20 protein-coding genes are annotated in these 22421 nt (G+C 57.3%); 6 read left to right on the top strand and 14 right to left on the bottom strand.

Annotation, left to right across the window (positions count from 1 at the left end; all coding sequences use genetic code 11):
• Positions 1-23 precede the first annotated feature (23 nt).
• A complete protein-coding gene (locus tag HFP51_RS00560) occupies positions 24-758 on the top strand; it encodes an META domain-containing protein (RefSeq protein ID WP_176873828.1) in 735 nt (244 codons plus the stop codon).
• A 9-nt stretch (positions 759-767) separates the two neighbouring features.
• Here the strand turns inward: HFP51_RS00560 and HFP51_RS00555 are convergent, their stop codons facing one another.
• Complete coding sequence (locus HFP51_RS00555) at positions 768-1676, bottom strand: haloalkane dehalogenase (RefSeq protein WP_176873827.1); 909 nt, start codon at positions 1674-1676, stop codon at positions 768-770.
• Positions 1677-1685: 9 nt separating this feature from the next.
• Positions 1686-3863, bottom strand: coding sequence for a M3 family metallopeptidase (locus HFP51_RS00550; RefSeq protein WP_176873826.1), 2178 nt, complete (start codon positions 3861-3863; stop codon positions 1686-1688).
• Positions 3864-4136: 273 nt separating this feature from the next.
• Between HFP51_RS00550 and HFP51_RS00545 the strand changes: the two genes are divergently transcribed.
• Both HFP51_RS00545 and HFP51_RS00540 read left to right on the top strand, forming a co-directional pair.
• Positions 4137-6443 carry a bifunctional diguanylate cyclase/phosphodiesterase gene (locus tag HFP51_RS00545; protein ID WP_176873825.1) on the top strand — a complete coding sequence of 769 codons (2307 nt, stop codon included), beginning with the start codon at positions 4137-4139 and terminating at the stop codon, positions 6441-6443.
• Between the two features lie 118 nt (positions 6444-6561).
• A complete protein-coding gene (locus HFP51_RS00540) occupies positions 6562-8535 on the top strand; it encodes a bifunctional diguanylate cyclase/phosphodiesterase (protein WP_176873824.1) in 1974 nt (657 codons plus the stop codon).
• Here HFP51_RS00540 and HFP51_RS00535 read toward each other — a convergent pair.
• Both HFP51_RS00535 and hemN read right to left on the bottom strand, forming a co-directional pair.
• Positions 8522-9469 carry a crotonase/enoyl-CoA hydratase family protein gene (locus tag HFP51_RS00535; RefSeq protein ID WP_255454730.1) on the bottom strand — a complete coding sequence of 316 codons (948 nt, stop codon included), beginning with the start codon at positions 9467-9469 and terminating at the stop codon, positions 8522-8524. The two genes, HFP51_RS00540 and HFP51_RS00535, sit on opposite strands and share 14 nt — an antisense overlap.
• A gap of 433 nt (positions 9470-9902) precedes the next feature.
• A complete protein-coding gene (gene hemN / locus HFP51_RS00530; RefSeq protein ID WP_176873823.1) occupies positions 9903-11222 on the bottom strand; it encodes an oxygen-independent coproporphyrinogen III oxidase in 1320 nt (439 codons plus the stop codon).
• A 132-nt stretch (positions 11223-11354) separates the two neighbouring features.
• Here hemN and HFP51_RS00525 point away from each other — a divergent pair, with 132 nt between their 5' ends.
• Positions 11355-12011 (top strand): OmpW family protein, encoded by a 657-nt coding sequence (locus HFP51_RS00525; protein ID WP_176873822.1) that lies wholly within the window; start codon positions 11355-11357, stop codon positions 12009-12011.
• 59 nt (positions 12012-12070) lie between these two features.
• Here HFP51_RS00525 and HFP51_RS00520 read toward each other — a convergent pair whose 3' ends face one another.
• The 10 genes from HFP51_RS00520 to ccoN form a co-directional block, all read right to left on the bottom strand.
• On the bottom strand, positions 12071-12772 hold the full coding sequence (locus HFP51_RS00520; protein WP_176873821.1) for a Crp/Fnr family transcriptional regulator: 702 nt from the start codon (positions 12770-12772) through the stop codon (positions 12071-12073).
• Between the two features lie 65 nt (positions 12773-12837).
• The gene (locus HFP51_RS00515) at positions 12838-13098 is read right to left on the bottom strand and encodes a hypothetical protein (RefSeq protein WP_176873820.1); all 261 of its coding nucleotides are present in this window, start codon (positions 13096-13098) and stop codon (positions 12838-12840) included.
• Positions 13095-13241: a cbb3-type cytochrome oxidase assembly protein CcoS gene (gene ccoS / locus HFP51_RS00510; RefSeq protein ID WP_176873819.1), complete on the bottom strand. Its 147-nt coding sequence runs from the start codon at positions 13239-13241 to the stop codon at positions 13095-13097. The genes HFP51_RS00515 and ccoS overlap by 4 nt, the downstream gene beginning before the upstream one ends.
• Positions 13238-15361, bottom strand: a complete 2124-nt coding sequence (locus tag HFP51_RS00505) for a heavy metal translocating P-type ATPase (RefSeq protein ID WP_176873818.1) — start codon at positions 15359-15361, stop codon at positions 13238-13240. Before HFP51_RS00505 ends, ccoS begins: the two co-directional genes overlap by 4 nt.
• Positions 15358-15810 carry a FixH family protein gene (locus tag HFP51_RS00500; RefSeq protein ID WP_176873817.1) on the bottom strand — a complete coding sequence of 151 codons (453 nt, stop codon included), beginning with the start codon at positions 15808-15810 and terminating at the stop codon, positions 15358-15360. The genes HFP51_RS00505 and HFP51_RS00500 overlap by 4 nt, the downstream gene beginning before the upstream one ends.
• Positions 15810-17279: a cytochrome c oxidase accessory protein CcoG gene (gene ccoG, locus HFP51_RS00495; RefSeq protein WP_176873816.1), complete on the bottom strand. Its 1470-nt coding sequence runs from the start codon at positions 17277-17279 to the stop codon at positions 15810-15812. Before ccoG ends, HFP51_RS00500 begins: the two co-directional genes overlap by 1 nt.
• Positions 17266-18246, bottom strand: coding sequence for a cytochrome-c oxidase, cbb3-type subunit III (ccoP, locus tag HFP51_RS00490; RefSeq protein ID WP_255454729.1), 981 nt, complete (start codon positions 18244-18246; stop codon positions 17266-17268). The genes ccoG and ccoP overlap by 14 nt, the downstream gene beginning before the upstream one ends.
• A complete protein-coding gene (locus HFP51_RS00485) occupies positions 18227-18397 on the bottom strand; it encodes a cbb3-type cytochrome c oxidase subunit 3 (protein ID WP_176873815.1) in 171 nt (56 codons plus the stop codon). The genes ccoP and HFP51_RS00485 overlap by 20 nt, the downstream gene beginning before the upstream one ends.
• The gene (gene ccoO, locus HFP51_RS00480) at positions 18394-19128 is read right to left on the bottom strand and encodes a cytochrome-c oxidase, cbb3-type subunit II (protein WP_176873814.1); all 735 of its coding nucleotides are present in this window, start codon (positions 19126-19128) and stop codon (positions 18394-18396) included. Before ccoO ends, HFP51_RS00485 begins: the two co-directional genes overlap by 4 nt.
• A 12-nt stretch (positions 19129-19140) precedes the next feature.
• A complete protein-coding gene (ccoN, locus tag HFP51_RS00475) occupies positions 19141-20805 on the bottom strand; it encodes a cytochrome-c oxidase, cbb3-type subunit I (protein WP_176873813.1) in 1665 nt (554 codons plus the stop codon).
• A gap of 376 nt (positions 20806-21181) precedes the next feature.
• Between ccoN and HFP51_RS00470 the strand changes: the two genes are divergently transcribed.
• Both HFP51_RS00470 and HFP51_RS00465 read left to right on the top strand, forming a co-directional pair.
• Positions 21182-21460 carry a tautomerase family protein gene (locus tag HFP51_RS00470; protein WP_176873812.1) on the top strand — a complete coding sequence of 93 codons (279 nt, stop codon included), beginning with the start codon at positions 21182-21184 and terminating at the stop codon, positions 21458-21460.
• 550 nt (positions 21461-22010) lie between these two features.
• Positions 22011-22307, top strand: a complete 297-nt coding sequence (locus tag HFP51_RS00465; protein ID WP_176873811.1) for a PilZ domain-containing protein — start codon at positions 22011-22013, stop codon at positions 22305-22307.
• Positions 22308-22421 lie beyond the last annotated feature (114 nt).

Raw genomic sequence — 22421 nt, 5'->3', positions numbered from 1 at the left:
CAGCATTCTGCGACAATAGAGGCATGAAAAAGCTTCCAAAATGGCTCACCGCCTTCGCCGCTATCGCGCTTATCGGCGCGACTCCTGCCACCGCAGATCATCATGAAAATGCCGAAGAAGCCGCCGATCCATGGACCGGCTATCGCGCGCACGGGACCGAGCCATTCTGGTCTCTCATGATCACCGAAGACCGGTTGAGAATCGAACATGCCGGCGATTTTTCAGCAGAAGCCGAGCGGCGGGACCGTACTTCCCCTTGGCCGGGCATGGTATTCATTAGCCAATCTGAAAACCCTGGTGGACGCGATTTCATAGTCTTGATCGACGAGAAAATTTGCAATGACGGAATGGCCGATATGGTCTGGCCACACTCGGTTCGGGTCATCGTAGATGGCCGATTATATCGCGGCTGCGGCGGCGACAGCGCCAGCGTGCTGGCCGGTGAGGAATGGCGGGTCACCACGATTGCCGGTGAAGAAGTTCCAGCAACCGTAGGGCAAACTCTCCAATTTGATATGGAGGGCGGGGTCTCTGGCAATGGCGGCTGCAATCGATTCATGGGCAGGTATGATCTAATCGGGGGCATATCCTTCGGGCCCATCGCATCAACGCGCAGGGCTTGCATCAATCCCGAGATCAGCCGGTTCGAGAGCGCATTGCTTGGCGCGCTTGGCACCGTCTACGGCCTCGGCGTAAGCGAAGATGGTGTATTGACGCTGTTGGGACCGGATGGACCGGCAATAACCGCGCGGCGCTAGGTCCGGGTCTTAGAGATCACCGAAGTGGTGAAGTGCGGCACGAGCAATCGGCTCGCCCCATTCCTGCACGAAATAGCCGCCGCCTTCGATCATCAACGGTTCCGGGCAGCCGTTGATAGTTTCGCGCAGCGCATTCATGACCGGGGGACCGAGCACCGGATCGGCATCGCCCACAGCCATAAAGCTCGCGCCGGTGAATTCATCACTCCAATAGGTCGCGGCTTTGAGGCTGAGCTCTACACCCTCCATCTCGGGTGAGATCGGCACCATCTCGGGAAAGCGCCGCGTTCCCATCTTATAGTCGATCGACGGATAGGGTGCGTCATAGGCAGCCTTCTCCTCATCGGTCATTTGCGGGGTTCCCCGGGCGAGCAGGTCACCGACCGGCAGATCTGGCGTTGCGGCGGCATAGTTTTTCCAGCCCATAAAGCCGTCGCTCGGCGATTTTCCGACACCCAGCGCCGTGTTCATCACAATCAAGCGGGAGAGGCGCGCACGAAATCCCTCATCAACCGGCAAGGTCAAGCCAATAAGCCCGCCCCAGTCCTGAACAACGAGCGTGATGTTGCTGAGATCAAGCCGTTCGACCAGCGCCAGGATATAATCCCGGTGAAAATCGAAACTGTATGTCTCTGGCTCAGTCGGTTTGTCCGATCGACCAAAACCAAAGAAATCCGGGGCGATGACCCGGGCCCCACTTTCGAGGAACACCGGCATCATCTTGCGATAGAGAAAGCTCCAGCTGGGCTCGCCATGCAGGCAAAGGAATGTACGATCGGCGTCGGCCGGTCCCGCATCCACCCAGCTGGCCCGCAGCCCTTCATAGCCCGGAAGATCCTCCGCATAATGCACCGGATAGTCGAAATCCGGGATATTCTCGAAGCGGTCTTCTGGCGTACGAAGCGCTGATACGGTCATGGGCTTTCCTTAGTCGTCTGAGGTTTCACCACCGGCTTCTGGGACCGGGAAACCGCGCTTACGAAGCAAGGCATCGACATCCGGGTCGCGGCCCCGGAACGCCCGATAGGCTTCTGCGCGGTCAGTCTCGTTACCGGTCGAGAGCAAAGTCGACCGGAAGCGATCGGCAATCTCGCGATTCCAGACATCGCCGCTTTCGACAAAGGCTTCCCACGTATCCGCGTCCATCGTTTCGGACCAGAGATAGCTGTAATAGCCAGCCGAATAGGCATCGGACGAGAAGAGGTGATTAAATTGTGGCAGGCGGTGCCGCATCACAATCTCGTCCGGCATACCGATCTCTGCCAGCGTTTCGCGCTCAAAGGCATCGACATCGGTGATAGCCTCAGCGCGATTATGCAGGCGCATATCGACAATTGCCGAAGACAGATATTCAACCGTGGAGAAGCCCTGGTTGAAGGTACTGCTGGCCTCGATGCGATCAACAAGCTCCTGCGGCATCGGCTCGCCAGTTTCGACATGGCGGGCGAACTGGTTGAGGATCGGACGCGTCAGCACCCAATTTTCCATCACCTGGCTCGGATACTCCACAAAGTCGCGCGGCGTTCCGGCGAGGCTCGGATAATAGACATCCTGGAGAAGATAATGGATGCCATGGCCGAACTCATGGAACAGCGTCCGGGCATCATCCAGGCTGATAAGCGCCGGTTCGCCTTCGGGCGGTTCGGTGAAATTGTTATTGTTCGACGCCAGCACATTCTGCTCACCGCCCAGCGTTTGCTGGCTGCGATAGGTCGTCATCCAGGCACCCGACCGTTTGCCTGTCCGCGCATAGGTGTCGAGATAGAATAGACCGACATTCGATCCGTCACGGGCATCAGTCACCACAAAGGTGCGAACATCTTCCTGGAACACAGGAACTTCGCCGGTATTCTCGGTGAATTGTAGGTCCCACAGCGTTTCCGCCATGTAGAACATGCCATTGATCATATTCTCAAGCTGGAAATAGGGCCGGATTTCGGCTTCGTCGATGCTATACTGTGCTTGGCGGACCTTTTCTGCGTAGAAGCGATAGTCCCACGGCGCGATCGTGATATCGGCACCTTCTTCGTCAGCAATCGCCTGCATATCGGCAACTTCTTGCTGGACCCGCGCAACTGCGCCCGGCCATACGCGCAACATCAGATCGGTCGCGTTTTCCGGCGTACCGGCCATCGTATCGGCCATCCGCCAATGGGCATGCGTTTCAAATCCGAGAAGCGCTGCACGCTCCGCGCGAAGCCCGAGAATTTGACCGATGATTTCATTCGTGTCGTTCGCATCGCCATTGTCGCCGCGATTGATATAGGCGTTGTATACCTGCTCGCGCAGATCGCGCCGCGTTGAATATTGCAGGAAGGGCTGCATGAAGGAGCGGGTGTTGACGATCGCCCAACCCTCTTCCTCGCGCTCTTCGGCAGCCGACCGCAGCGTCGCGACAAAGCTGTCGGACAGTCCGGCAAGATCATCTTCGCTATCGAGGAGGACATAGGTTTCTTCGTCAGCAAGAACGCGGTTGCTGAATTCGCTGTAGAGACCAGCCAGCTCGGTCGTGATTGCAGCAAGCCGTTCGCGATCCGCGCCTTCGAGCAAGGCCCCTTGCCGCAGCAGCTGCTCATAATCGCGCTCGACCAAACGAAGCTGTTCGGCATCAAGCCCTGCGCCTTCACGGCCTTCATAAACCGCGCGATAGCGGGCAATCAGCTCAGGCTGGAGATACAGCCCTTGATAAAAGGCAGCAATCTGCGGCGACCATTCGCCCTGCACTGCACGATATTCGTCATTGCTGACATTGCTCACCGCAACGCCGAACATCGACAACACATTGTTCATCCGATCGCCAACAAGTTCCATCGCCTGGTTGGTGTTTTCAAAATTTGGCGCTTCCGGATTATCGATGATCGCCTGCACTTCAGCGCGCATTTCGGCCATGGCGACTTCAAAGGCTCCGGAGAAATGTTCCGGTGCCATCTGATCCCAGGGCGGCACGCCTTCATAAGGGCCGGTCCAATCGGCAAGAAGCGGGTTGTCGGCAGCCGGTTCTTCGGCCGTCGCATGATGGTTTGCCATTGCGGCATCCCCTGCAAAAGGTGTGACAGACGCAGTCAGGGCAAGTCCACTAACCGCCAGAAAAAGCGCGTTGCGCATCGAAGCTCTCCTAAATGGCGGAATCGGCGTCAAACGCTGACCCGCAAATTGATGCGAGACTGTCTATTCGAACTCGTTTCGTTTCGCAAAGAATTTGGCGCCTGGCGGGCTCAATTTTCGCGGAAGAACGGGATTCGATCTCGAACTCGGTATATTTATTCCAAAGCCCGTCTTAACCAAGCATCAAAGGGTTGCCGGGTACAAGTCTGCCAAACCATATCGAGCTGGGATATCATGGCAGCAGGACAGAGCACAAAAGAAGCAGAAAACCAAATGGTTATGCGGCGCGATATCGACGCCCGCGGCCCTGCGCATATGATTGAGGAGCGGCACGCCCCTGCGGGCGAAGTCCGTACTGCTCAGCTCAATATTCTATCACGCTTCACACTTTATTCGGGTGCGACACAGGCAATTTGTGCGGTTGTTTTTGCCATTTTGGAACGACAAACGCTCCCATTGCAGCTGCTTTTGGCGTGGCTCGCGATGATCATCGCCGCGACATATTTTTCCGCCCGTTGGTTAAACCAGACGTCGATGGTTCGGCGCTCGGACCAACTCCCGCTACGCAAGATCCAGATTGCTATCGCCGACAGCACGCTGCGCGCATGCCTTTGGATCTCGATGCCTCTTTATGCCGGATTGACCGGCGCGCCGATCAATTACGCATATACTGGCGGACTTGTGGCGATGATGATCGTCAGTGGTGTTTCGGTGGCCGTGATCCCGACGGCTGTCATTCTCTGGGTTTCTGCCCTGGCCGCAGGCCTTGCAATTGCCGGCTTCTATGGTGCCCAAGGCGGCATCTTGCCCGGCATCGCAGTATTGGCAGCCTATTCAGCCGCCGCATTGGTCGGCTTCATCCTCCTTGCACGATCTTGGCAGGGGCAAATCGATCGGGCGGGAGTGCTCGCTGCCAAGCGCGCGGATATCCGTTACCTGCTCCAGGAATATGAAGATCGTGGTGCTGGCTGGCTATGGCAAGTCGATGGCCAGTATCAGCTCACCTATGTGTCACCCCGGATGGGCGAACTGCTCGGAACCGCTACCTATCAGCTGCTCGGCAAGTCACTCGCCGGTGCCTTGGGCACCCAGGCTGGAATTGGCGAACTGTTGGCAAAACGCGAACGGTTCACGAAGTTTGAGATTGAACTCGGCCAGACAAAGAACCGTCGCTGGATCACCCTTTCAGGCAGTCCGATTATCGATGAAAATGGGGAGTTCCAGGGATATCGCGGCGTGGGCCTCGATATTACCGATTCCAAGAGCTCGCACGCCAAATTGCAACATCTCGCCAATCTTGATGTGTTGACCGGTCTGCCAAATCGATCGCGCGTCAGAACATTGCTGGATACGGCGCTTAGTGATGCCAAGGATCGCGGAATTCCCTGCGCCATTCTCTTCCTTGATCTTGATGGGTTTAAACCGGTCAATGATACGTTCGGCCATCCGAAGGGTGACGCCGTGCTCAAGACTGTCGCCCGTCGACTTACGGACATTGTTGGCAACCGTGGTACTGTCGGTCGTATCGGCGGTGACGAATTTGCAGTTGTCGTAGACGATGCCCAGAGCCGCGTTGCCGTAGAAGCATTGTCAGAGAAGCTGATCGCTGCGGTTAGCGAGCCCTATATGATCGACAATGTGCAGATCCGGATCGGGCTGAGCGTGGGTTGCGCCTATGGTCCGATTGACGGCGATACGGTCGACGATCTGGTCCGCAAGGCCGATCTCGCACTCTATCATGCAAAATCGATGGGGCGTGCCACCTTCTGTAACTTTGATCCGCAGATGCAGGTTGCGGCTGAAGAACGGGTGCGCCTTGAACATGATATGCGCCAGGCGATTAATACGGATCAGTTCAACTTACTGTATCAGCCGCTGGTTTCCTCACAGACGCAACGTGTCACGGGCTTTGAGGCGCTGCTGCGCTGGAACCATCCGACGCGCGGTCCAATCTCGCCCGCCGTGTTTATCCCAATTGCGGAAGAAAGCGGCCTGGTTGAAGAACTGGGTAACTGGGTGCTCCATCAGGCATGCCAAGACGCGGCCACATGGCCCGAAGACATCACCGTGGCCGTCAACGTATCGCCGATCCAGCTCGTTGGCCCTGCCCTGCCCGCAACTGTATCGGAAGCACTCCGAAAATCGCGCATGCAACCCAATCGGCTTGAGCTCGAGGTTACCGAGTCCGTCTTCATGAGCGGCGCCGGTAATGCCGTCGACGTGCTGAAGCGGCTCCGTGGCCTTGGTGTTGGCATCGCTCTTGATGACTTTGGTACCGGCTACTCCTCGCTCGGATATCTCAACAAGGCGGTCTTCCATAAACTGAAGATCGACGGCAGCTTCGTCCGCGAAGCGGCAACTCGCGAGGAAACGGTCTCGATCATCAAGGCAATCGTGATGCTCGCCAACAGTTTCCGACTGTCGATCACGGCCGAAGGTGTTGAAACTGCAGATGATTTCAACCGGATGCGCGACCTTGGTTGCCATCAGATCCAGGGCTATCTCTTCGGGCGCCCGATGCCGATCGAGCGGACCCGCGAGATTGTCGGCAGCAAGTGGGAACACCGCCTCGTCGGTTAAGTCCGCAACTGCCTGAAATTCATGTAAAACAGCTGCAGAAGAATATGCCAACTTGGCCCGTTCAGGCACACATCCTTAACCATATGCCACTATCGCTATGGTGTTGTGGGAGAAAGTGATGCCGACCCTCGGCGGTAAGTTACGACACTTAGCAGCTTCCGAAAGCTCACTTGCGCGTCAGGTTCGCGCAGCCCTTGTCAGCACCCTCTATACATCTCCCGCATCGCTCGCGATTGGGGCAATTGCCGGCAGTGTTACCGCCGCATGTATCGCCTATGTTACTGGCAGTCTCGCGCTCCTAATCTGTTCCATTGCAATCCACCTGGTCGGCATTTTGCGGATTGCATCTGCAATCATCTACCTGCGCGGAAACGCCAAGGGATCCCCGCGCGAACAGCTTCATTGGGAACGGATCTACGAGATCGGTGCGTGGCTTTATGCATCCCTGCTTGGTGCCCAGGCATTCTTCACTCTCACAAACAGCACCAACACCGTCATCCTGTTGATGGCAACCATCATGGCCACCGGTTATTCGGCAGGTGTGGCGGCCCGTAATGCCGGGCGACCGGTAATCGCAATTGGGCAGCTTTGCCTTGGCACCTTGCCAATGGCGCTTGGCCTCTTCCTGATGGGGACCGCGCTCAGCATCACACTCGGCCTGTGTATCGTCATTTTTGTCTTGGGCATGGTCGATATCAGCTTGCAGATTTACGAAGTCGTCTACACTGCCCTTTCCGGAAAACAGGAAAAGAGCGAGGTTGCAGCGCGCTTCGAGAAGATGGCGCGAAGCGATATGCTGACCGGCCTCGACAACCGGCTGGCGATGCAGATGAGGCTTGGGGATCTGCTTGACGATATTGGTGATTTGAAAACCGAAAAACTGGCTGTGATCTGGATGGATCTCGATCACTTCAAGACGATCAATGACACGCTCGGCCATCTGGCTGGCGACAAGGTTTTGATCGTAACCGCACAGCGTGTCAAAGCTGTCCTCGGCGATCGCGGATGGCTGGCCCGCTTTGGTGGCGATGAATTTGTCATCATGGGTCTGGTCGATAGCGCTGACGAAGCCGAGTTGCTCGGGAACGAAATTCTCGAATCCGTCTCCCAACCTGTCAGTATCAACGACAACACAGTCGAGGTCGCAGCATCGCTTGGCGTCGCAGTGGCGCCGGATCACGGTATCCAGAGCGAAGTAATGCTCAAGAACGCTGATATTGCGCTCTACCACTCCAAAAATGAGGGTGGAAAATGCGTCCGCATATTCGAACCCTTCATGCACGAAGACTTCCTTCTCCACCGACAGATTGAATCTGGCCTTACGGAGGCGATGGCCAAGGACCAGTTCACGGTGTTGTTCCAGCCGATCATCGATCTGGCGACCGGCCGCACCCGCAGTTGCGAAGCATTGCTCCGCTGGAATCACCCCGAGCTTGGCGATGTTAGCCCCGCCGTATTCATCCCGGTTGCGGAGAGCGCTGGTTTGATTGGCGATATCACCGAATGGGTATTGCGCAAATCATGTGAGGCAGCTGCTGAATGGCCCGAAGAGGTCAATGTGTCGGTGAACATCTCGCCAGCCTTGTTGAAACAAAACAACCTGCCAGTGAAAATCATCGAAACGCTCGTGAATACAGGCATGGTCGCCCGCCGGCTCGAGCTGGAAATCACCGAGTCCGTCTTGCTCGATAAGAACCCACATACAAACTCGTTATTGCGCCAGCTGCAGAAAATGGGCCTGCGTCTGTGCCTCGACGATTTCGGTACGGGCTTTTCCTCCCTCACCTATCTGCGCAGCTGGGAATTCGACACGATCAAGATCGACAAGTCGTTCATCCGCAATATCGGCAATAGCCCGACCGACCAGAAGATTATTCGCGCTGTCGTTCAGCTCGCGAAATCATTGGAAGTTGCGACGGTCGCAGAGGGTGTCGAAACCGAAGAGCAGCTAGCCCGTGTACGCGACGCTGGCTGCAGCCGCGTGCAGGGTTTCTACTATGCGCGCCCGATGACGGCACCGCAGGCACAACAACGATTGGCCATGGAAACTGTGTCGAACGCAGCCGATCCGCAGATCGTCAACCTGCGCTAATACTCGCCGACAATTTGCTCTGCGCGCGAACCAGGCGTTCCATCAGTCGCAGATCCGTTTCTTTGAGCTTTAGTGCAGTATCCGCCCATATATCGACGATCGCATTTAGTTCCGCCAGCGAGACCGGCCAAACTTCGCGGCTGGCCTTGAATACGGCATGATTACCAGCATGGCGGCGGCTGTTCTGGGCGATATAGTCATGCACCGCTTGCTCACCTTCGCCGTCTTCGACGACCTGGTGAACCAGGCCCAGTTCAAACATTTCTTCGGCGGTATGCGTCTTGCCGCTCAAGATCATCTGCTCTGCCCGTGCAAAGCCAAGCCGCCGGGCCAGCAACGCATGCGCACCCATACCCGGGAACAGCCCAAAGGCGATCTCGGGCAGGCCGAATTTGGCACTCCGCTCGGCAATGATAACATTGAATGAAAGAAGGGCTTCGAACCCTCCACCCAGCGCTTGTCCCTGCACCAGCCCGATCGTAACCATCGGCAAACCAAGCGCCTGCATGTTCCGGAACAGGATAGTGTTGCAGGCCTGGCCATAATCGACGAGCGATTGGCGATCCTGATTGCGGATATATTTGGAGAACAGCCCCAGATCACCGCCGAAATTCCATACCCCGGGGAAGCGTGAGCCCAGAATCAGATAGCGGATCTGATCGTCGCTTTCGCCATAGAGGCGCTCAATTTCGTCCTGCCAGACATCAAAGTCCCGCAGCATCGGTAGGTTAAAACTGGGCCGCCCCTCAGGTGTCATGAAGGTCCACAACGCCTTTGTCTCCGGATCCCAGCTGATATCGAGCTGGCCGAGGTCAAATAGTGGCGATGGCTGGACTTCCGCAACTCGATGAAGCTCGGCTTCGCCCAATATCGTATCGGCCGCATCATTCGGAAGCGATTGACTGTCCGTCGGTCCGATCCTGGTCTGGTCCACTCAACTATCTCCGAACGCGGTAAATGGAATCTAAACACATTTGGTTACGGCGGGCAAACACAAAACAGCCAGTTTTCCATCCGTCCCTGTGTTGGACAGTAATAACGCCGTCCCTCGATCGTGGTTAACGGGCACAGACGTAAATCGATCCATCGACGAATTATTAATGGGTTTGCGTCATGCCATTTACATGGCTTTCGCAGACTCAACTCCCGGCTCAAATCGGCCTGACCAGCATCGCATTGCGAGACTCGGCCTTGTCGATGGCACGGCATTCTCGGTGATGCTCTCGCCAGGTTGTGAGCAATTTGTCGGGCGGTTTGTTAGATTGCCTGAACTGCACACTGCAGACCATGTAATCCGATTTCGGGATCCAGAAACGGCCTCGGACAGCGCCTCGGGCTAAATTCAAGCCTGAAAACTAGCCTCCACATTATACGGCGCTGCTGAAGCGCTCTTCAGAACTGGCGCGATATCCGTCAAACAAGGCCGCTATCGCCCGGCTATATGGCAATCCTTCGGATGCAATCGCAATGTCGCTCGCGCCTAACTCGATCAAGCCGAGTTTCGAAAGTTGTTCCAGGCGAGTCACCATAGCTGTCGGTACGTCAATCTCTGAGAGATTGGCCTGGCCACCACATAACAGGGATTCAATTACGCGTCCGCGAGCATTGTCCTCAGCAGTCCGCAGCACACCACGTTCACCGCTCAACATGCCGGCGCTCGCCATTATGCGATACTGCCCGCTATTTTTCGCATTCTGAACGATGCGATCAGGAAAATTGCTGATTGCACTGGCGCCAAGACCGATCAATGTTTCGCACGGATCGTCGGTAAAGCCCTGGAAATTGCGGCGCATCTGGCCGGATTCACACGCCTGGGCGAGGCTATCTCCCGGTCGCGCGAAATGATCAAAACCGATTGGCACATAGCCGGCACCCGTTAGCCGTTCAAAACCGATCGCAGCCATCTCGAAACGGGTTGCGCCATCCGGCATATCGCTATCGTCGATCTGGCACTGTCGCTTGATCACATTGGGAAGATGGGCATAGCCGAACAGGGCAATTCGATCAGGACTAAGGGTGATCGTCTGCTCAATCGAACTGACCAAGGCATCGCAGCTTTGCCCTGGCAGGCCGTACATTAGATCGAAATTCAGCGATTGAATTCCGGCACGGCGGAGATGTGCGACGGCCTGTTTGATGCTCTCGACAGGTTGCACCCGCCCGATCCGCGCCTGCAAGTCCGGATCGAAGGTCTGGACGCCGAGGCTCGCATGCGTGATTCCGGCCCTGCCGATCAACGCCTCCCATCCATCACACATGCTCCGCGGATCGAGCTCGATCGATAGCCGGGCGTCAAATGCCGTGAATGCAATCAGCAGATGATCCAGCAACCGCACGAAATCGATCGGGTCGAGAGCATTGGGGCTACCGCCCCCAAAGGCAATCTGGGTAACGGAGTGCTGTTTTCCGAGGCGGTCGACGGCTGTTTCAATCTCTGCGTGCAAGGCATCGAGATAACTTGTCAGGCGATGGGCGCGATTGGCAGCCCCGGTATTGCACCCGCAATACCAGCAAATCTTCTCGCAGAAGGGAATGTGGACGTACAATGATATCGGCGCATTTGGCGACAGGCTGTCAAAACCAGCTTCGTGGAAATAGCTGTCCACGGAGCCAAACTCCGCCGCTGTCGGATAGCTGGTGTAGCGCGGGACCGGTTTACCGATCAGTTCAGGGTAATAAGGCCACATGCCCCGCTAGAAACCAGCTTTTCCGCCCTATCTCCTTGACCATGATCAAGGAAGCGATTGACGCAAATCAAGGCGCATCATGCCGGGCGCTCGCAAAGCATGTGTGTCCAAACCGAATTGAAAGGTATCACAATGCGTGCGCTTACCCTCCTACCTCTGATCGCTCTCGCAGCTGCGCCAAGCGCTGCCTATGCCGAAGCTGGAGACGTTCTCCTGCGGGTCAGAGCTGTTGTCGTCTCACCGACCGAAAGTTCCGGATCGATTCTGCCGGCCTTTCCGGGTGAAGAAGTCGAAGTGACTGACAGCTTCGCACCAGAGGTCGACATCACCTATATGGCAACGGATCATATCGGTTTTGAGCTGATTGCCGCTACAACCAAGCATGATTTTTCCGGCACGTCCGGAACCACAGGCGGGATTGGCCAACTGGGTTCAACATGGGTGCTCCCGCCGACCCTGACCGCGCAATATCATTTTGCGCCTGAGAGTTCTGTTCGGCCCTATATTGGCGCCGGTATCAATTATACGGCTTTCTATTCGGAGGATGCGACCTCTGCTCTGGAGGCTGCCGTTGGCCCGACATCGGTGTCGCTGAGCGATAGCTGGGGATGGGCGCTTCAGGCAGGTGTCGACATTGATCTCAACGAGGACATCTTCCTCAACTTCGATGTTAAATATATCGACATTGATACGACCGCGACACTCGTCACCGGGGGCGCAGGCACCCAATCGGTCGATATCGACCTTGATCCGCTGGTCTTCGGAATTGGAATTGGTTTCCGGCTCTAGATAGACCGTAATCGCAACATGGGACAGGCTGCCACCCCTTCGGTGGCCTGTCCCATTTGCTATTCGCGCTCCGCTTCAGCCTCTAGCGCCGCGCGGTTGAGGATACCGATCGTACGACGATCCGGGGTCACGATGATCCCAGCTTCGCGGAGCCGACCAAGCTGACGGCTGACCGTCTCGATTGTCAGGCCAAGAATATCTGCAGTCTGCTGCCGAGAGAGCGGAAGTTCAAACTCATCGGCCGGACCAACTGGACCTTCGCAAGCGCGTCCAGCCAGCCTTTTTGACATTTCGAGCAGGAAAGACGCCACGCGTTCCGCGGCACTCTTGCGTCCAAGTAACAACATCCACTCGCGCGCACGATCCAGTTCACCGAGCGTGCGTTCGAGCAATTCATGTTCCAGATCCGGGTGATCCTTGGCGAAACTATCGAAACTCGAACGCGTAAAAACGCAAAGCTGCGCGTCGGTCAATGCCGTGACCGAATTGGTGCTGCTTGCTCCGAACGGTCGCCCGATAAAATCGGATGGAAATGTGATGCCGACGATCAGTTCGCGGCCATCGCCCGTCGCCGTTGTAAGTTTCAACATTCCGTCAATGACATTGGCCACGATCGGCGCATCATCGCCTTCCCAGATCACTGTCTCGCCTCGCCGAACATTTTTGCGCCGACCAATGCGGTTCAGCTGGCCCAGCTCGTTCGGGTCAAGGACCGCACAGATGGCGCGATTGCGCACCAGACATGTATCACAACTCGACATCGCGCCGGGTTAGACCAAGAATCCGGGCAGGTCAGCCCTTTTTCGTCGTGCTGCCTACGATTGTATCATACCATGGCACCGTCCGACGTACCGTGCTCGGTGCCTGAAAAGGCTTTGCGACCCATCGCGGAATGGCAGGCTTGCGCGCAATCCCGGGGATTCGCTGGTTCCTGATCGCGATCAATCTCAATGGCAATTCGCATGTCTGGCCGTCCGCAGATCGATAGCCACATGACATCGGATTGGTCGGCGGGCGCTGCAACACCGTTACCAGCGAGGCCAAGAATCGCCAATGTCGCCAGATACGGCCCGGATCGCCTCTTCATTCGTCTTCCTCATCATGCAGAATGCGCGTCGCTGCGCCGTCAGGATCGTCGAACTGATTGTCCGACACCGCCCAGAAAAAGGCGGCGAGCCCCGCAAGACCAAGCCCAATTGCCACCGGAATAAGGATTGCCAGGCTCGTCATTTTACGCGCCTCAACCGCAGGGAATTGGCAATTACGATAAGCGAGGAAAGCGACATTGCGACGGCTGCGACAAGCGGAGTAACAAATCCGGCGATCGCGAGCGGGACAGCCAGCGCATTATAGGCAATCGCAAGTGCGAAATTTTGGCGGACAATTGCCATCGTGCGACGGGCAGCGCGCACGGAAAAGGGGATCGGAGCAAGGCCTTCACCGAGAAACACCAGGTCGGCCGCATTCTGACCGACATCGCTGGCCGAACCCGGAGCCATCGACACATGCGCGCTTGCGAGCGCGGGCCCATCGTTCAGCCCATCGCCGACCATCAGCACATGATTGCCGCCCCGGCGCAAACGTTCGAGCGCGGCGCATTTGTCATCCGGTCGCGCACCAGCCTGCGCCGTGAGGTGCAATTGAGCGGCCACCGGTCTCACAGCTTCGACGGAATCTCCGGACAATATGGATCCGGGCAATCCCAATGCCTCAAGCGCCGCAACCGTAGAACCCGCATCGGGGCGGAGCCGGTCGCGAAACTCAATTGTAGTCGGCGCGCGATCGCCAATGGTCAGCGAGACGGCTGGACCATTCTGGGGTCCTTCCGGTCGTGTCAGAGAAACCGGATGGCCCCGATAAGTGCCGGCCACGCCTTCTCCCGGCGTCTCCGCGCCATCGACAATCTTCGCGGCCTTCACTCGGTCCGCCTCAAGCGCTTCGCGTAACGCGCTGGCCAAGGGATGCCGGGAGATCCGCGATAGGCCATGTGCGACCCGCTTCTGGTCCGGATCTAATATTTCAAGATTGGCGACTATCAACCGATCGAGCGTCAGCGTGCCCGTTTTGTCGAACACGACCCGATCGGCTTCCGCGAGCCGCTCGAGTGCCGATTCATGTTTGACCAGCACGCCGCGTTTCATCAGCGATCCAGTCGCCACGACCTGGGCCACTGGAACCGCCAGCCCCAATGCACAGGGACAGGTGATGATGAGTACCGCCACGCCAATCAGCAACGCCTGATGCCAATCGGCGCCGGCGATCATCCAGCCGACAAAACTCAGCAAGGCCAGCGCATGGACCAAGGGCGCGTATAGTTGCGAACCTCGATCGGCGATCCGCACATAACGCGACTTGCCTTGGCCCGACGCTTCCATGAGTCGCCCAATATCGGCCAAGGCTGTCTCATCCGATGCAGCCGTCACTTCGACCGTAATCGGCACGTCCGCATTGAGCGTTCCAGCGAATACTGTTGCGCCCGGAGCAACAGGTTGCGGCACGCTCTCGCCGGTTAGAAGCGATGCGTCGATGGCGCTCTGACCGTCAAGAACCACACCATCGGCGGCAAGCCGTTCCCCGGCTGCGAGCTGCATGACCATGCCAGGCTCAATCTCCGTGGCCTTGACCCATCGGCTATGCCCATCGCTATCGACTATCAGCGCACCCGGCGCGGATTGGCGTGCAAGCGCGGCAGCGCCATCGCCCACCCGCTGACGCATGGTCGCATCGAGCACCCGTCCGGCCAGCAGGAAGAAGAGCAACATGAGTGCGCTTTCAAACCAGGCATGCTCCCCACCAATAATCGTCTCGTAGAGGCTGATCGCGGCAGTAACCGTCACGCCGATCGCGATCGGCACATCCATGTTTGTCCGTCCATGGCGCAGGGCCTGCCAGGCTGACCGATAAAATGGGCGTCCAGCATAGGCGATTGCGGGCAGAGCGATCAGCGCCGAAATCCAATGGAACAGCGTCCGCGTTGCGCCGTCCGCGCCCGACCAGACGCTGACCGAAAGCAGCATGACGTTCATCGCGGCAAAGCCTGCAACCGCAAGCGCGCGGAACAATGCCTTCGTGGCCTTGGCCTGCTCATCCGCGGTGCTGGCATCGGCGATCGCTGTGGGTTCGAAACCGAGCGACCGGATGACCTTGCCGAGATCGTCCTCGGTCAGCGTTTCATCATGGGCGATGGTCACTTGCTTGCTCGTGAAATTCACCCGCGCCGCATGCACACCGGCTTCGGCGCTCAAACCCTTCTCAATCTTGGCGATACAGCCGGAGCAATGCATTCCCGGGACTGCAAAGCGGCTCTCCGCAGCGACTGTGGCTGTGCCGGATTTGAGCGGTGCGTTCATGAAAGATCCGCCAGCAAACGCTTGCGATCCGCACCGCTCTCAATCTCAATCCGCAGCACCCAGCGCCCATCGGCCACCGGTTCGCGACTGTGATAGATGCCTGGTTCGCGTTCTACGAACGCCAGCGTGATCGGTTCGGACCGGCCAAGCGGATGTTCGGCGATTGCGGTCACAATGGCGCCTTCGAGCATGCCATCTGAGGCTTCGACCGCTATCCGAACACCCGTTCCATCCCGGCCCACGGTTTCGGTCCATTGGAGGCTATCCTGCTCACGCGCAGCGGCCAGCCAGTCATTATATCGCTGGCTCGCGACATAGCTGTTGTCGACCACCGTCCCGCCAAAGGTTCGCGTGGCGTAGCTCGCCATTGTGAAATTCACGATGACAATCACACCGAAAAAACAAACCAGTATTGCCGTCATGTGCCAGCCGTTGAACCGCTTTGGCATTATTCGCCTCCCGGGCGGGTGAACCGCGCCGCTTCAATTGCAGATTCCGCGTCATCACCCTCGCCCGCGCTGACCGTGAATGCGAAATCTTCCGAAGCCTCGCCTTCGAAAGGCGCGGCCACAAAGACGCGAGTGTTGAGCAATTGATCCGGTGGCACTGATATCGTGAACGACCGCAGTGCTTGGTCCCGATTGCCAGAACCCGACCACATTACAGCGCCCTCCAATCCTTCCAGACCGAGCGTCATTTCCCTTGGCCGATTTTCCATATTGCGCACGCGGACATCGAAGCTGTTGCGCACATGTCCGTCGCTCAACTGGACAAAAGTCGGGTTGCGGTCCTGTATCGCATTGATTGTGAGCCGGTCTCGCGTGCCGACAGCAAACAGCATTGCGAGACCGATCCCGGCCCAGAGCGCGAAGTAAATCATCGTCCGAGGGCGGAAGACTGATCGTTTGAGCGGCGGTGTCGGCTCGCCAGCTTGCTCAGTCTCGGCGCTCTCCAGCGTTGCATAATCAATCAGCCCGCGCGGCCTGCCAACCTGGTCCATGATGTCATCGCAGGCATCGATGCACAGTGCGCAGGTGATGCACCCAATCTGCGGTCCTTCGCGAATATCGATGCCCGTCGGACAAACAGCTACGCACTGGTTGCAATCGATACAGTCGCCGAACACACCGGGCTGCTCCTTGGCCCGTTTCATACCACGGCTGCGCGGCTCGCCGCGCCAATCCTTATAGGTCACCGTCAGCGATTTTTCGTCCATCATTGCTGTCTGGATCCGCGGCCAGGGGCACATATAAATGCACACTTGTTCACGCATGAAACCGCCCAGCGTGAAGGTGGTAAAGGTCAGCACGCCAACCGTCGCATAGGCGACAAAGGGCGCTTCGCCGGTGAAAAACTGCCAGAACAAAGTCGGTGCATCGGCAAAGTAGAATATCCAGGCGCCGCCCGTTGCCATCGCGATTAGCAGCCAGATGGTCCATTTGGTGCTGCGTTTCGCGACCTTCTTGGCGGTCCAAGGTGATTTTTCCAGCCGTATCTGCGCATTGCGATCGCCATCCACCCAGCGTTCGACATGCTGAAACAGATCCGTCCATACAGTTTGCGGACAGGCATAGCCGCACCAGGCGCGGCCGACCGAGGACGTCACAATGAACAGGCCAATGCCCGCCATGATCAACAACCCGGCCACATAATAGAATTCGTGCGGCCAGATCTCGATCCCGAACATGTAGAAACGGCGTCCGGCCAGATCGACGAGAACGGCCTGGTCCGGCGCATAAGGTCCACGATCCCAGCGAATCCAGGGCGTGAGATAATAGATCGCCAGGGTGGCCAGCATGATCACCCATTTCAGACGCCGGAAGTTTCCGGTTACCGCCTTCGGATAGACACCCTTGCGCTTCTCATAGAGTTGCGGTTTGGGCGGCCCATCCGGCGCGGCGGAATCAGCCGCGCTCATCGCTCTCGACCTGGGCGATTTCCTCGCCTGCTGGGTCGGCAGCGTCCTCGCCTTCGGCCTCGGTTTCGACCTGAGCCACTTCACCGCCGCCACGCGACCAGACATAGGCGGTCAACATGCGGATCGTTACCGGGTCCAATCGATGGCCCCAGCGCGGCATCACGCCGAAGCGGCTGTTGGCCACGGAATCGGTTATTGCCTCGCGATCACTGCCATAGAGCCAGATGGCGTCCCGCAGATTGGGAGCGCCTTGGGTACGATCTCCTTCGCCATTCGGACCGTGACAGACCGTGCAGTTGGCAGTGTAAAGCTGGGCACCGCGCGCCGATGCGGCGCTTTCCTCTTCGGCACCGCTGAAGGTGCGCACATAAGATACGACATCGCTGATCTGGCGATCGTCGAGGATGCCGTCCGTACCAAAGGCAGGCATCTGCGAGATGCGGGTTTCGAGGTGATCCGGATTCCGGATGCCATGGATCAGCGTATATTCGATACCTTCCATATCGCCCGACCAGAGCCAGTCATCATCATTGAGATTGGGATAGCCAGTGCTGCCGGCAGCGCCCGAGCCATGACACTGCACGCAATGAACCACATAGGCAGATCGACCACCCTGGATTGCCGTTTGCATGAGCTGCTCATCGGCGGGCAGATCATTAATGTCGATCGCCCCTATCGCTTCACGCAGCGGTGCACGTTCGGCCTCGACAGCGGCTATATCGGCCGCCACATCCGCGCGGCTCGAATAGCCAAGCACGCCTTCCGTGGCACCGTTAATCAACGGCCAGGCCGGATAGGCGACGGTGTATGCAAGACCCCACACAACGGTTGCCCAGAAGATGATCGACCACCAGCGCGGCAACGGTGTATCGAGCTCTTCGATACCGTCCCATTCATGCCCGACAAATTCGGTGCCAGTCGGTTCGTCGACGCGGTTGCCGTCTTCGTTATTCGTCTCGGCCATCATTCTCACCTTCATCGAAAATCATGTTCGCGGCATCTTCGTGATATTTCTTGGCGCCCGGCCGAAACACCCAAAGGGCAAAGCTGACCCACAGGATGACCATGAAGAGCAGGCCCCAACTGTCGGCAAATTGGCGCATGGATTCGTAGGTCATCGGGACTCCTCCAATGCCTGCGCCGATTCAAAGTCGACCAAAGTGCCAAGCATCTGGAGATAGGCGACCAGCGCATCCATCTCGGTAATGCGCGATGGATCACCGTCAAAATCGCGGATTTGCACATCGCCATAGCGTTCGCGGATACCACTCGGATCGCTGAAAATATCGACCTGGATCGCAAAGTCCGCTGCGGCATTTTCGATCATCGCATCATCATAGGGCACGCCCAAGGTGCGCAATGTTTGCAGATCACCGTCAATATGTTCGAAGTCAATCTCGCGGTCAGCCAGGAAGGCATACGGCGGCATGATCGATTCCGGCACCACGGACCGTGGGTCGATCAGATGCTGGACATGCCATTCATCGGAATAACGCCCTCCAACCCGCGCCAGATCAGGGCCGGTCCGCTTGGATCCCCATTGGAATGGGTGATCATACATGCTTTCCGCAGCCAGGCTGTAATGGCCGTAGCGCTCCACCTCGTCGCGGAACGGACGGACCATCTGACTGTGACAGGTGTAGCAGCCCTCCCGGATATAGATGTTGCGACCGGCGAGTTCGAGCGGCGTGTACGGCCGCACGCCTTCCACTTCTTCAACAGTCGAGTCGATATAGAAGAGCGGTGCAATCTCCACGATACCGCCAATCGCCACCGTGACGAGGGCCAGCACGGATAACAGCGTTACATTTCGCTCAATCTTCGTATGGTCGAGAAATCGGGATGCCATAGTCGTGCGTCCTTATTCGGCTGGAACGGTTTGAGAGGTAACGATCGGACGATCCTTTTCCGGATCGTGCGGCGTATCTGTCATCGGCTTTTCGGTGCGGGTCTTGCCGGCAATCGTCAGCCAGACATTATAGACCATCACGACCGCACCAGCGAGGTAGAGGCCACCGCCAGCCGCGCGGATCAGATACATGGGATGCATGGCGCTGGTGACTTCCGAAAACGCGTAGACCAGATAGCCATCAGCCCCATATTCGCGCCACATCAGGCCCTGCATGATGCCGGCGACCCACATTGACGCGGCGTAGAGCACGATACCGACTGTCGCGAGCCAGAAGTGCCAGTTCACCATTCGCAAACTGTACAACCGCTCCCGAGCCCAGAGGCGCGGAACCAGATAGTAAATCGCGGCAAAGGTGATCATGCCGTTCCAGCCAAGCGCGCCGGAGTGCACATGGCCGATCGTCCAATCGGTATAGTGCGACAGCGAGTTAACCGCGCGGATCGACATCATCGGACCTTCGAAGGTGCTCATCCCGTAAAAGGCGAGCGCCATGACCATCATGCGGATGATCGGGTCGGTCCGGATCTTGTCCCAGGCGCCGTTGAGCGTCATCAGGCCGTTAATCATGCCGCCCCAGCTCGGCATCCACAGCATCACCGAGAACACCATACCCAGCGTCTGCGCCCAATCGGGAAGAGCCGTGTAATGAAGGTGATGCGGACCAGCCCAGATATAGAGGAAGATCAGCGACCAGAAATGGATAATCGAAAGCCGATAGCTATAGACCGGGCGTTCAGCCTGTTTCGGCACGAAATAATACATCATGGCGAGGAAGCCGGCGGTCAGGAAAAAGCCAACCGCGTTGTGGCCGTACCACCATTGGGTGAGCGCATCCTGGACACCGGCAAAGGCCGTGTAGCTTTTCGAACCAAGCAGGCTCACCGGGATCGCCAGATTGTTGACGATGTGCAGCATCGCAATCGTTAGAATGAAGGCGAGAAAGAACCAGTTGGCCACATAGATATGCGGCTCCTTGCGCTTTACAATCGTGCCGATGAACACCACTGCATAGGCAACCCAGACTATCGTTAGCCACAGATCGACATACCATTCCGGCTCGGCATATTCCTTGCTCTGCGTGATACCGAGCAGATAGCCAGTGGCGGCGAGCACGATGAAAAGCTGGTAGCCCCAGAAAACAAAGCGAGCGAGACCCGGGAAAGCCAGACGCGCGCGGCAGGTACGCTGAACGATGTAGAAGCTCGTCGCGATCAGCGCATTGCCGCCAAAGGCAAAAATCACGGCAGAAGTGTGAAGCGGCCTTAGCCGACCAAATGTCGTATATTCAAAATTGAGGTTGAGAACCGGAAAGGCAAGCTGGAGCGCAATATACAGGCCCGCGAGAAAGCCCGCCATGCCCCAGAATATCGTCGCAATGACGCCCCAGCGAACGGGATCGTCATCATAGCGTGACTGATCAGGCTTCGGCGCTCCAGCGCGCGCGAGCGCGGCGAAATCCGCCTTGTTCGCCATGACGAACGTAGCGACGAGCGCTGCTGCGACGACGATCCACATATGAATCGCGAAACCTGAATCGACAGCCGAGGCGGCCGCCACAAAGGCCAAAAATGCGACGATCAGCATGCCGCCGACCTTCATTGTAAGAGTTTCCATGCGCCCTTCCCTTTGCAAAGCGTGCCTTGCTCATAGGGATCGGGTCACGTCCTTCTTTGATCGCGATCAAGAATGGTCAGCTGATTGCTATGGGAGCGCTAATTCGGCGTTCAGCAGTTGAGCCCGGACAGTCCCCTGAACGGGACGATCCGGTCCGTTCGCGTACAATCGACGTGTACAAACCTCAAATTGCGGGAAAATCGTCCAATCCCCCCCCAAGGGCGCGGTACGACAAATGTAATGTAAATATCAGACTTTGGTTATGCAAGCCAAAATCTGTTGCCCTAACCCCATAACCAGATTGGGAGAGCGGCGCAGGGTCAAACTCCCCGGAAATCGCTGGCGGGAACGCCTTACTAATGAAGGGAGCCGGAAAGTGTTGCTGGTCACGATCGACATTTTATCCGGCACCTTCACCACGGCGCAAAAGAAAAGTCTGATTCATCGGATTACCGATGCGGCTGTTGATATCGACGGACCGGTATGTCGGGACCTGACTTGGGTTCGTCTCAATGAGACCGACCAAGGTCACTGGGCGGTTGGGGGCCGGCCAATGACTGCTTTTGATCTGCACGGCAAAAATGTTCCAACGCCACGAATTTCTGATCGCGAACCTATTCATCCCGATTTTTCGGGCTTGGGTAGAACTGGATAGTTTTCAATCCCGGGGGGCTCCCAATGCAAAAAGAGATTTTGACCGGATTTAAGCAGCCCCTTTTTGGCGATGATCATTCATCTCACGCGGGCCTGGAGAGGGTCGCAGAGGTCGGTGCAGTTCCCCCCCCAAAAGAGCGCACCGACCTCACCATGGTTTCAAGAGGTAGCCCTGGAGACGGGGTTGCAGAGGTCGACGTTTAAACCCCCCCCCAAGGGAGCGTCGGCCTCACCACATTTTCGAGATGTAGCCCTGGAGACGGGGTTGCAGAGGCCGGCGTTTAACCCCCCCCCCAAGGGAGCGTCGGCCTCACCATAGTTTCAAGAGGTAGTCCCGGAAACGGGATTGCGGAGGTCGGCGTTTACCCCCCCAACGGAGCGCCGACCTCAAACTACAATTATTGCGAGGGAAATGTCCACTCGATGCACGCTTTTCACCGCCAGATCGGATCATTTAGCGGCGCAGAAATCGCATTCGCGAGGCAGCTTTTTGCGCAAGCGTCTCGCGCCGGGAAAGGCTCAGCGCACAATAGCCGCTGGAATCGCATCCGATGAGCAAGGAACCGATCGCACGCAAAACCCGCAATAAACTGGAAGTTCTCCTGCTCTTCCGGCGCGCCAGCTACCCCGCCCGTCGGGTCGAAGTCCTCGACATCTCTGAAACAGGGTTCCTGATCGATTCCGCAGTCGATTTTTCAATCGGTGAGCGCGTTTGGTTGCAATTGCCTGGCTTGCAGTCCTTGTCTGCAAAGGTCGTGAGAGTAGACGGATTTAAAGTCGGTTGTGCTTTTGACCATCCACTGCACGAAGCCGTTCTGCGAGCAAAATTGGACGAACTCGCAGGTTAGTCAGAGTTTTATGGCCCTTGCGGAGAGGGCGTCCGTCTATCGATAGACCCTCATTTGTTCCCTCAACAACTCGGCAATCGTCAGAAAGTCCACATCGCGCCCTTTGGGGTATTT

The organism is Parasphingopyxis sp. CP4, assembly GCF_013378055.1.
Lineage (GTDB): Bacteria > Pseudomonadota > Alphaproteobacteria > Sphingomonadales > Sphingomonadaceae > Parasphingopyxis.
This window is presented reverse-complemented; position numbering and strand designations above follow the sequence as displayed.

Excerpts from the sequence above, each read along its gene's own strand:
- HFP51_RS00560 (WP_176873828.1), top strand. The coding sequence starts at position 24 with ATGAAAAAGCTTCCAAAATGGCTCACCGCCTTCGCCGCTATCGCGCTT.
- HFP51_RS00555 (WP_176873827.1), bottom strand. The coding sequence starts at position 1,676 with ATGACCGTATCAGCGCTTCGTACGCCAGAAGACCGCTTCGAGAATATC.
- HFP51_RS00550 (WP_176873826.1), bottom strand. The coding sequence starts at position 3,863 with ATGCGCAACGCGCTTTTTCTGGCGGTTAGTGGACTTGCCCTGACTGCG.
- HFP51_RS00545 (WP_176873825.1), top strand. The coding sequence starts at position 4,137 with ATGGTTATGCGGCGCGATATCGACGCCCGCGGCCCTGCGCATATGATT.
- HFP51_RS00540 (WP_176873824.1), top strand. The coding sequence starts at position 6,562 with ATGCCGACCCTCGGCGGTAAGTTACGACACTTAGCAGCTTCCGAAAGC.
- hemN (WP_176873823.1), bottom strand. The coding sequence starts at position 11,222 with ATGTGGCCTTATTACCCTGAACTGATCGGTAAACCGGTCCCGCGCTAC.
- HFP51_RS00525 (WP_176873822.1), top strand. The coding sequence starts at position 11,355 with ATGCGTGCGCTTACCCTCCTACCTCTGATCGCTCTCGCAGCTGCGCCA.
- HFP51_RS00520 (WP_176873821.1), bottom strand. The coding sequence starts at position 12,772 with ATGTCGAGTTGTGATACATGTCTGGTGCGCAATCGCGCCATCTGTGCG.
- HFP51_RS00515 (WP_176873820.1), bottom strand. The coding sequence starts at position 13,098 with ATGAAGAGGCGATCCGGGCCGTATCTGGCGACATTGGCGATTCTTGGC.
- ccoS (WP_176873819.1), bottom strand. The coding sequence starts at position 13,241 with ATGACGAGCCTGGCAATCCTTATTCCGGTGGCAATTGGGCTTGGTCTT.
- HFP51_RS00505 (WP_176873818.1), bottom strand. The coding sequence starts at position 15,361 with ATGAACGCACCGCTCAAATCCGGCACAGCCACAGTCGCTGCGGAGAGC.
- HFP51_RS00500 (WP_176873817.1), bottom strand. The coding sequence starts at position 15,810 with ATGCCAAAGCGGTTCAACGGCTGGCACATGACGGCAATACTGGTTTGT.
- ccoG (WP_176873816.1), bottom strand. The coding sequence starts at position 17,279 with ATGAGCGCGGCTGATTCCGCCGCGCCGGATGGGCCGCCCAAACCGCAA.
- ccoP (WP_255454729.1), bottom strand. The coding sequence starts at position 18,246 with ATGATGGCCGAGACGAATAACGAAGACGGCAACCGCGTCGACGAACCG.
- HFP51_RS00485 (WP_176873815.1), bottom strand. The coding sequence starts at position 18,397 with ATGACCTACGAATCCATGCGCCAATTTGCCGACAGTTGGGGCCTGCTC.
- ccoO (WP_176873814.1), bottom strand. The coding sequence starts at position 19,128 with ATGGCATCCCGATTTCTCGACCATACGAAGATTGAGCGAAATGTAACG.
- ccoN (WP_176873813.1), bottom strand. The coding sequence starts at position 20,805 with ATGGAAACTCTTACAATGAAGGTCGGCGGCATGCTGATCGTCGCATTT.
- HFP51_RS00465 (WP_176873811.1), top strand. The coding sequence starts at position 22,011 with ATGAGCAAGGAACCGATCGCACGCAAAACCCGCAATAAACTGGAAGTT.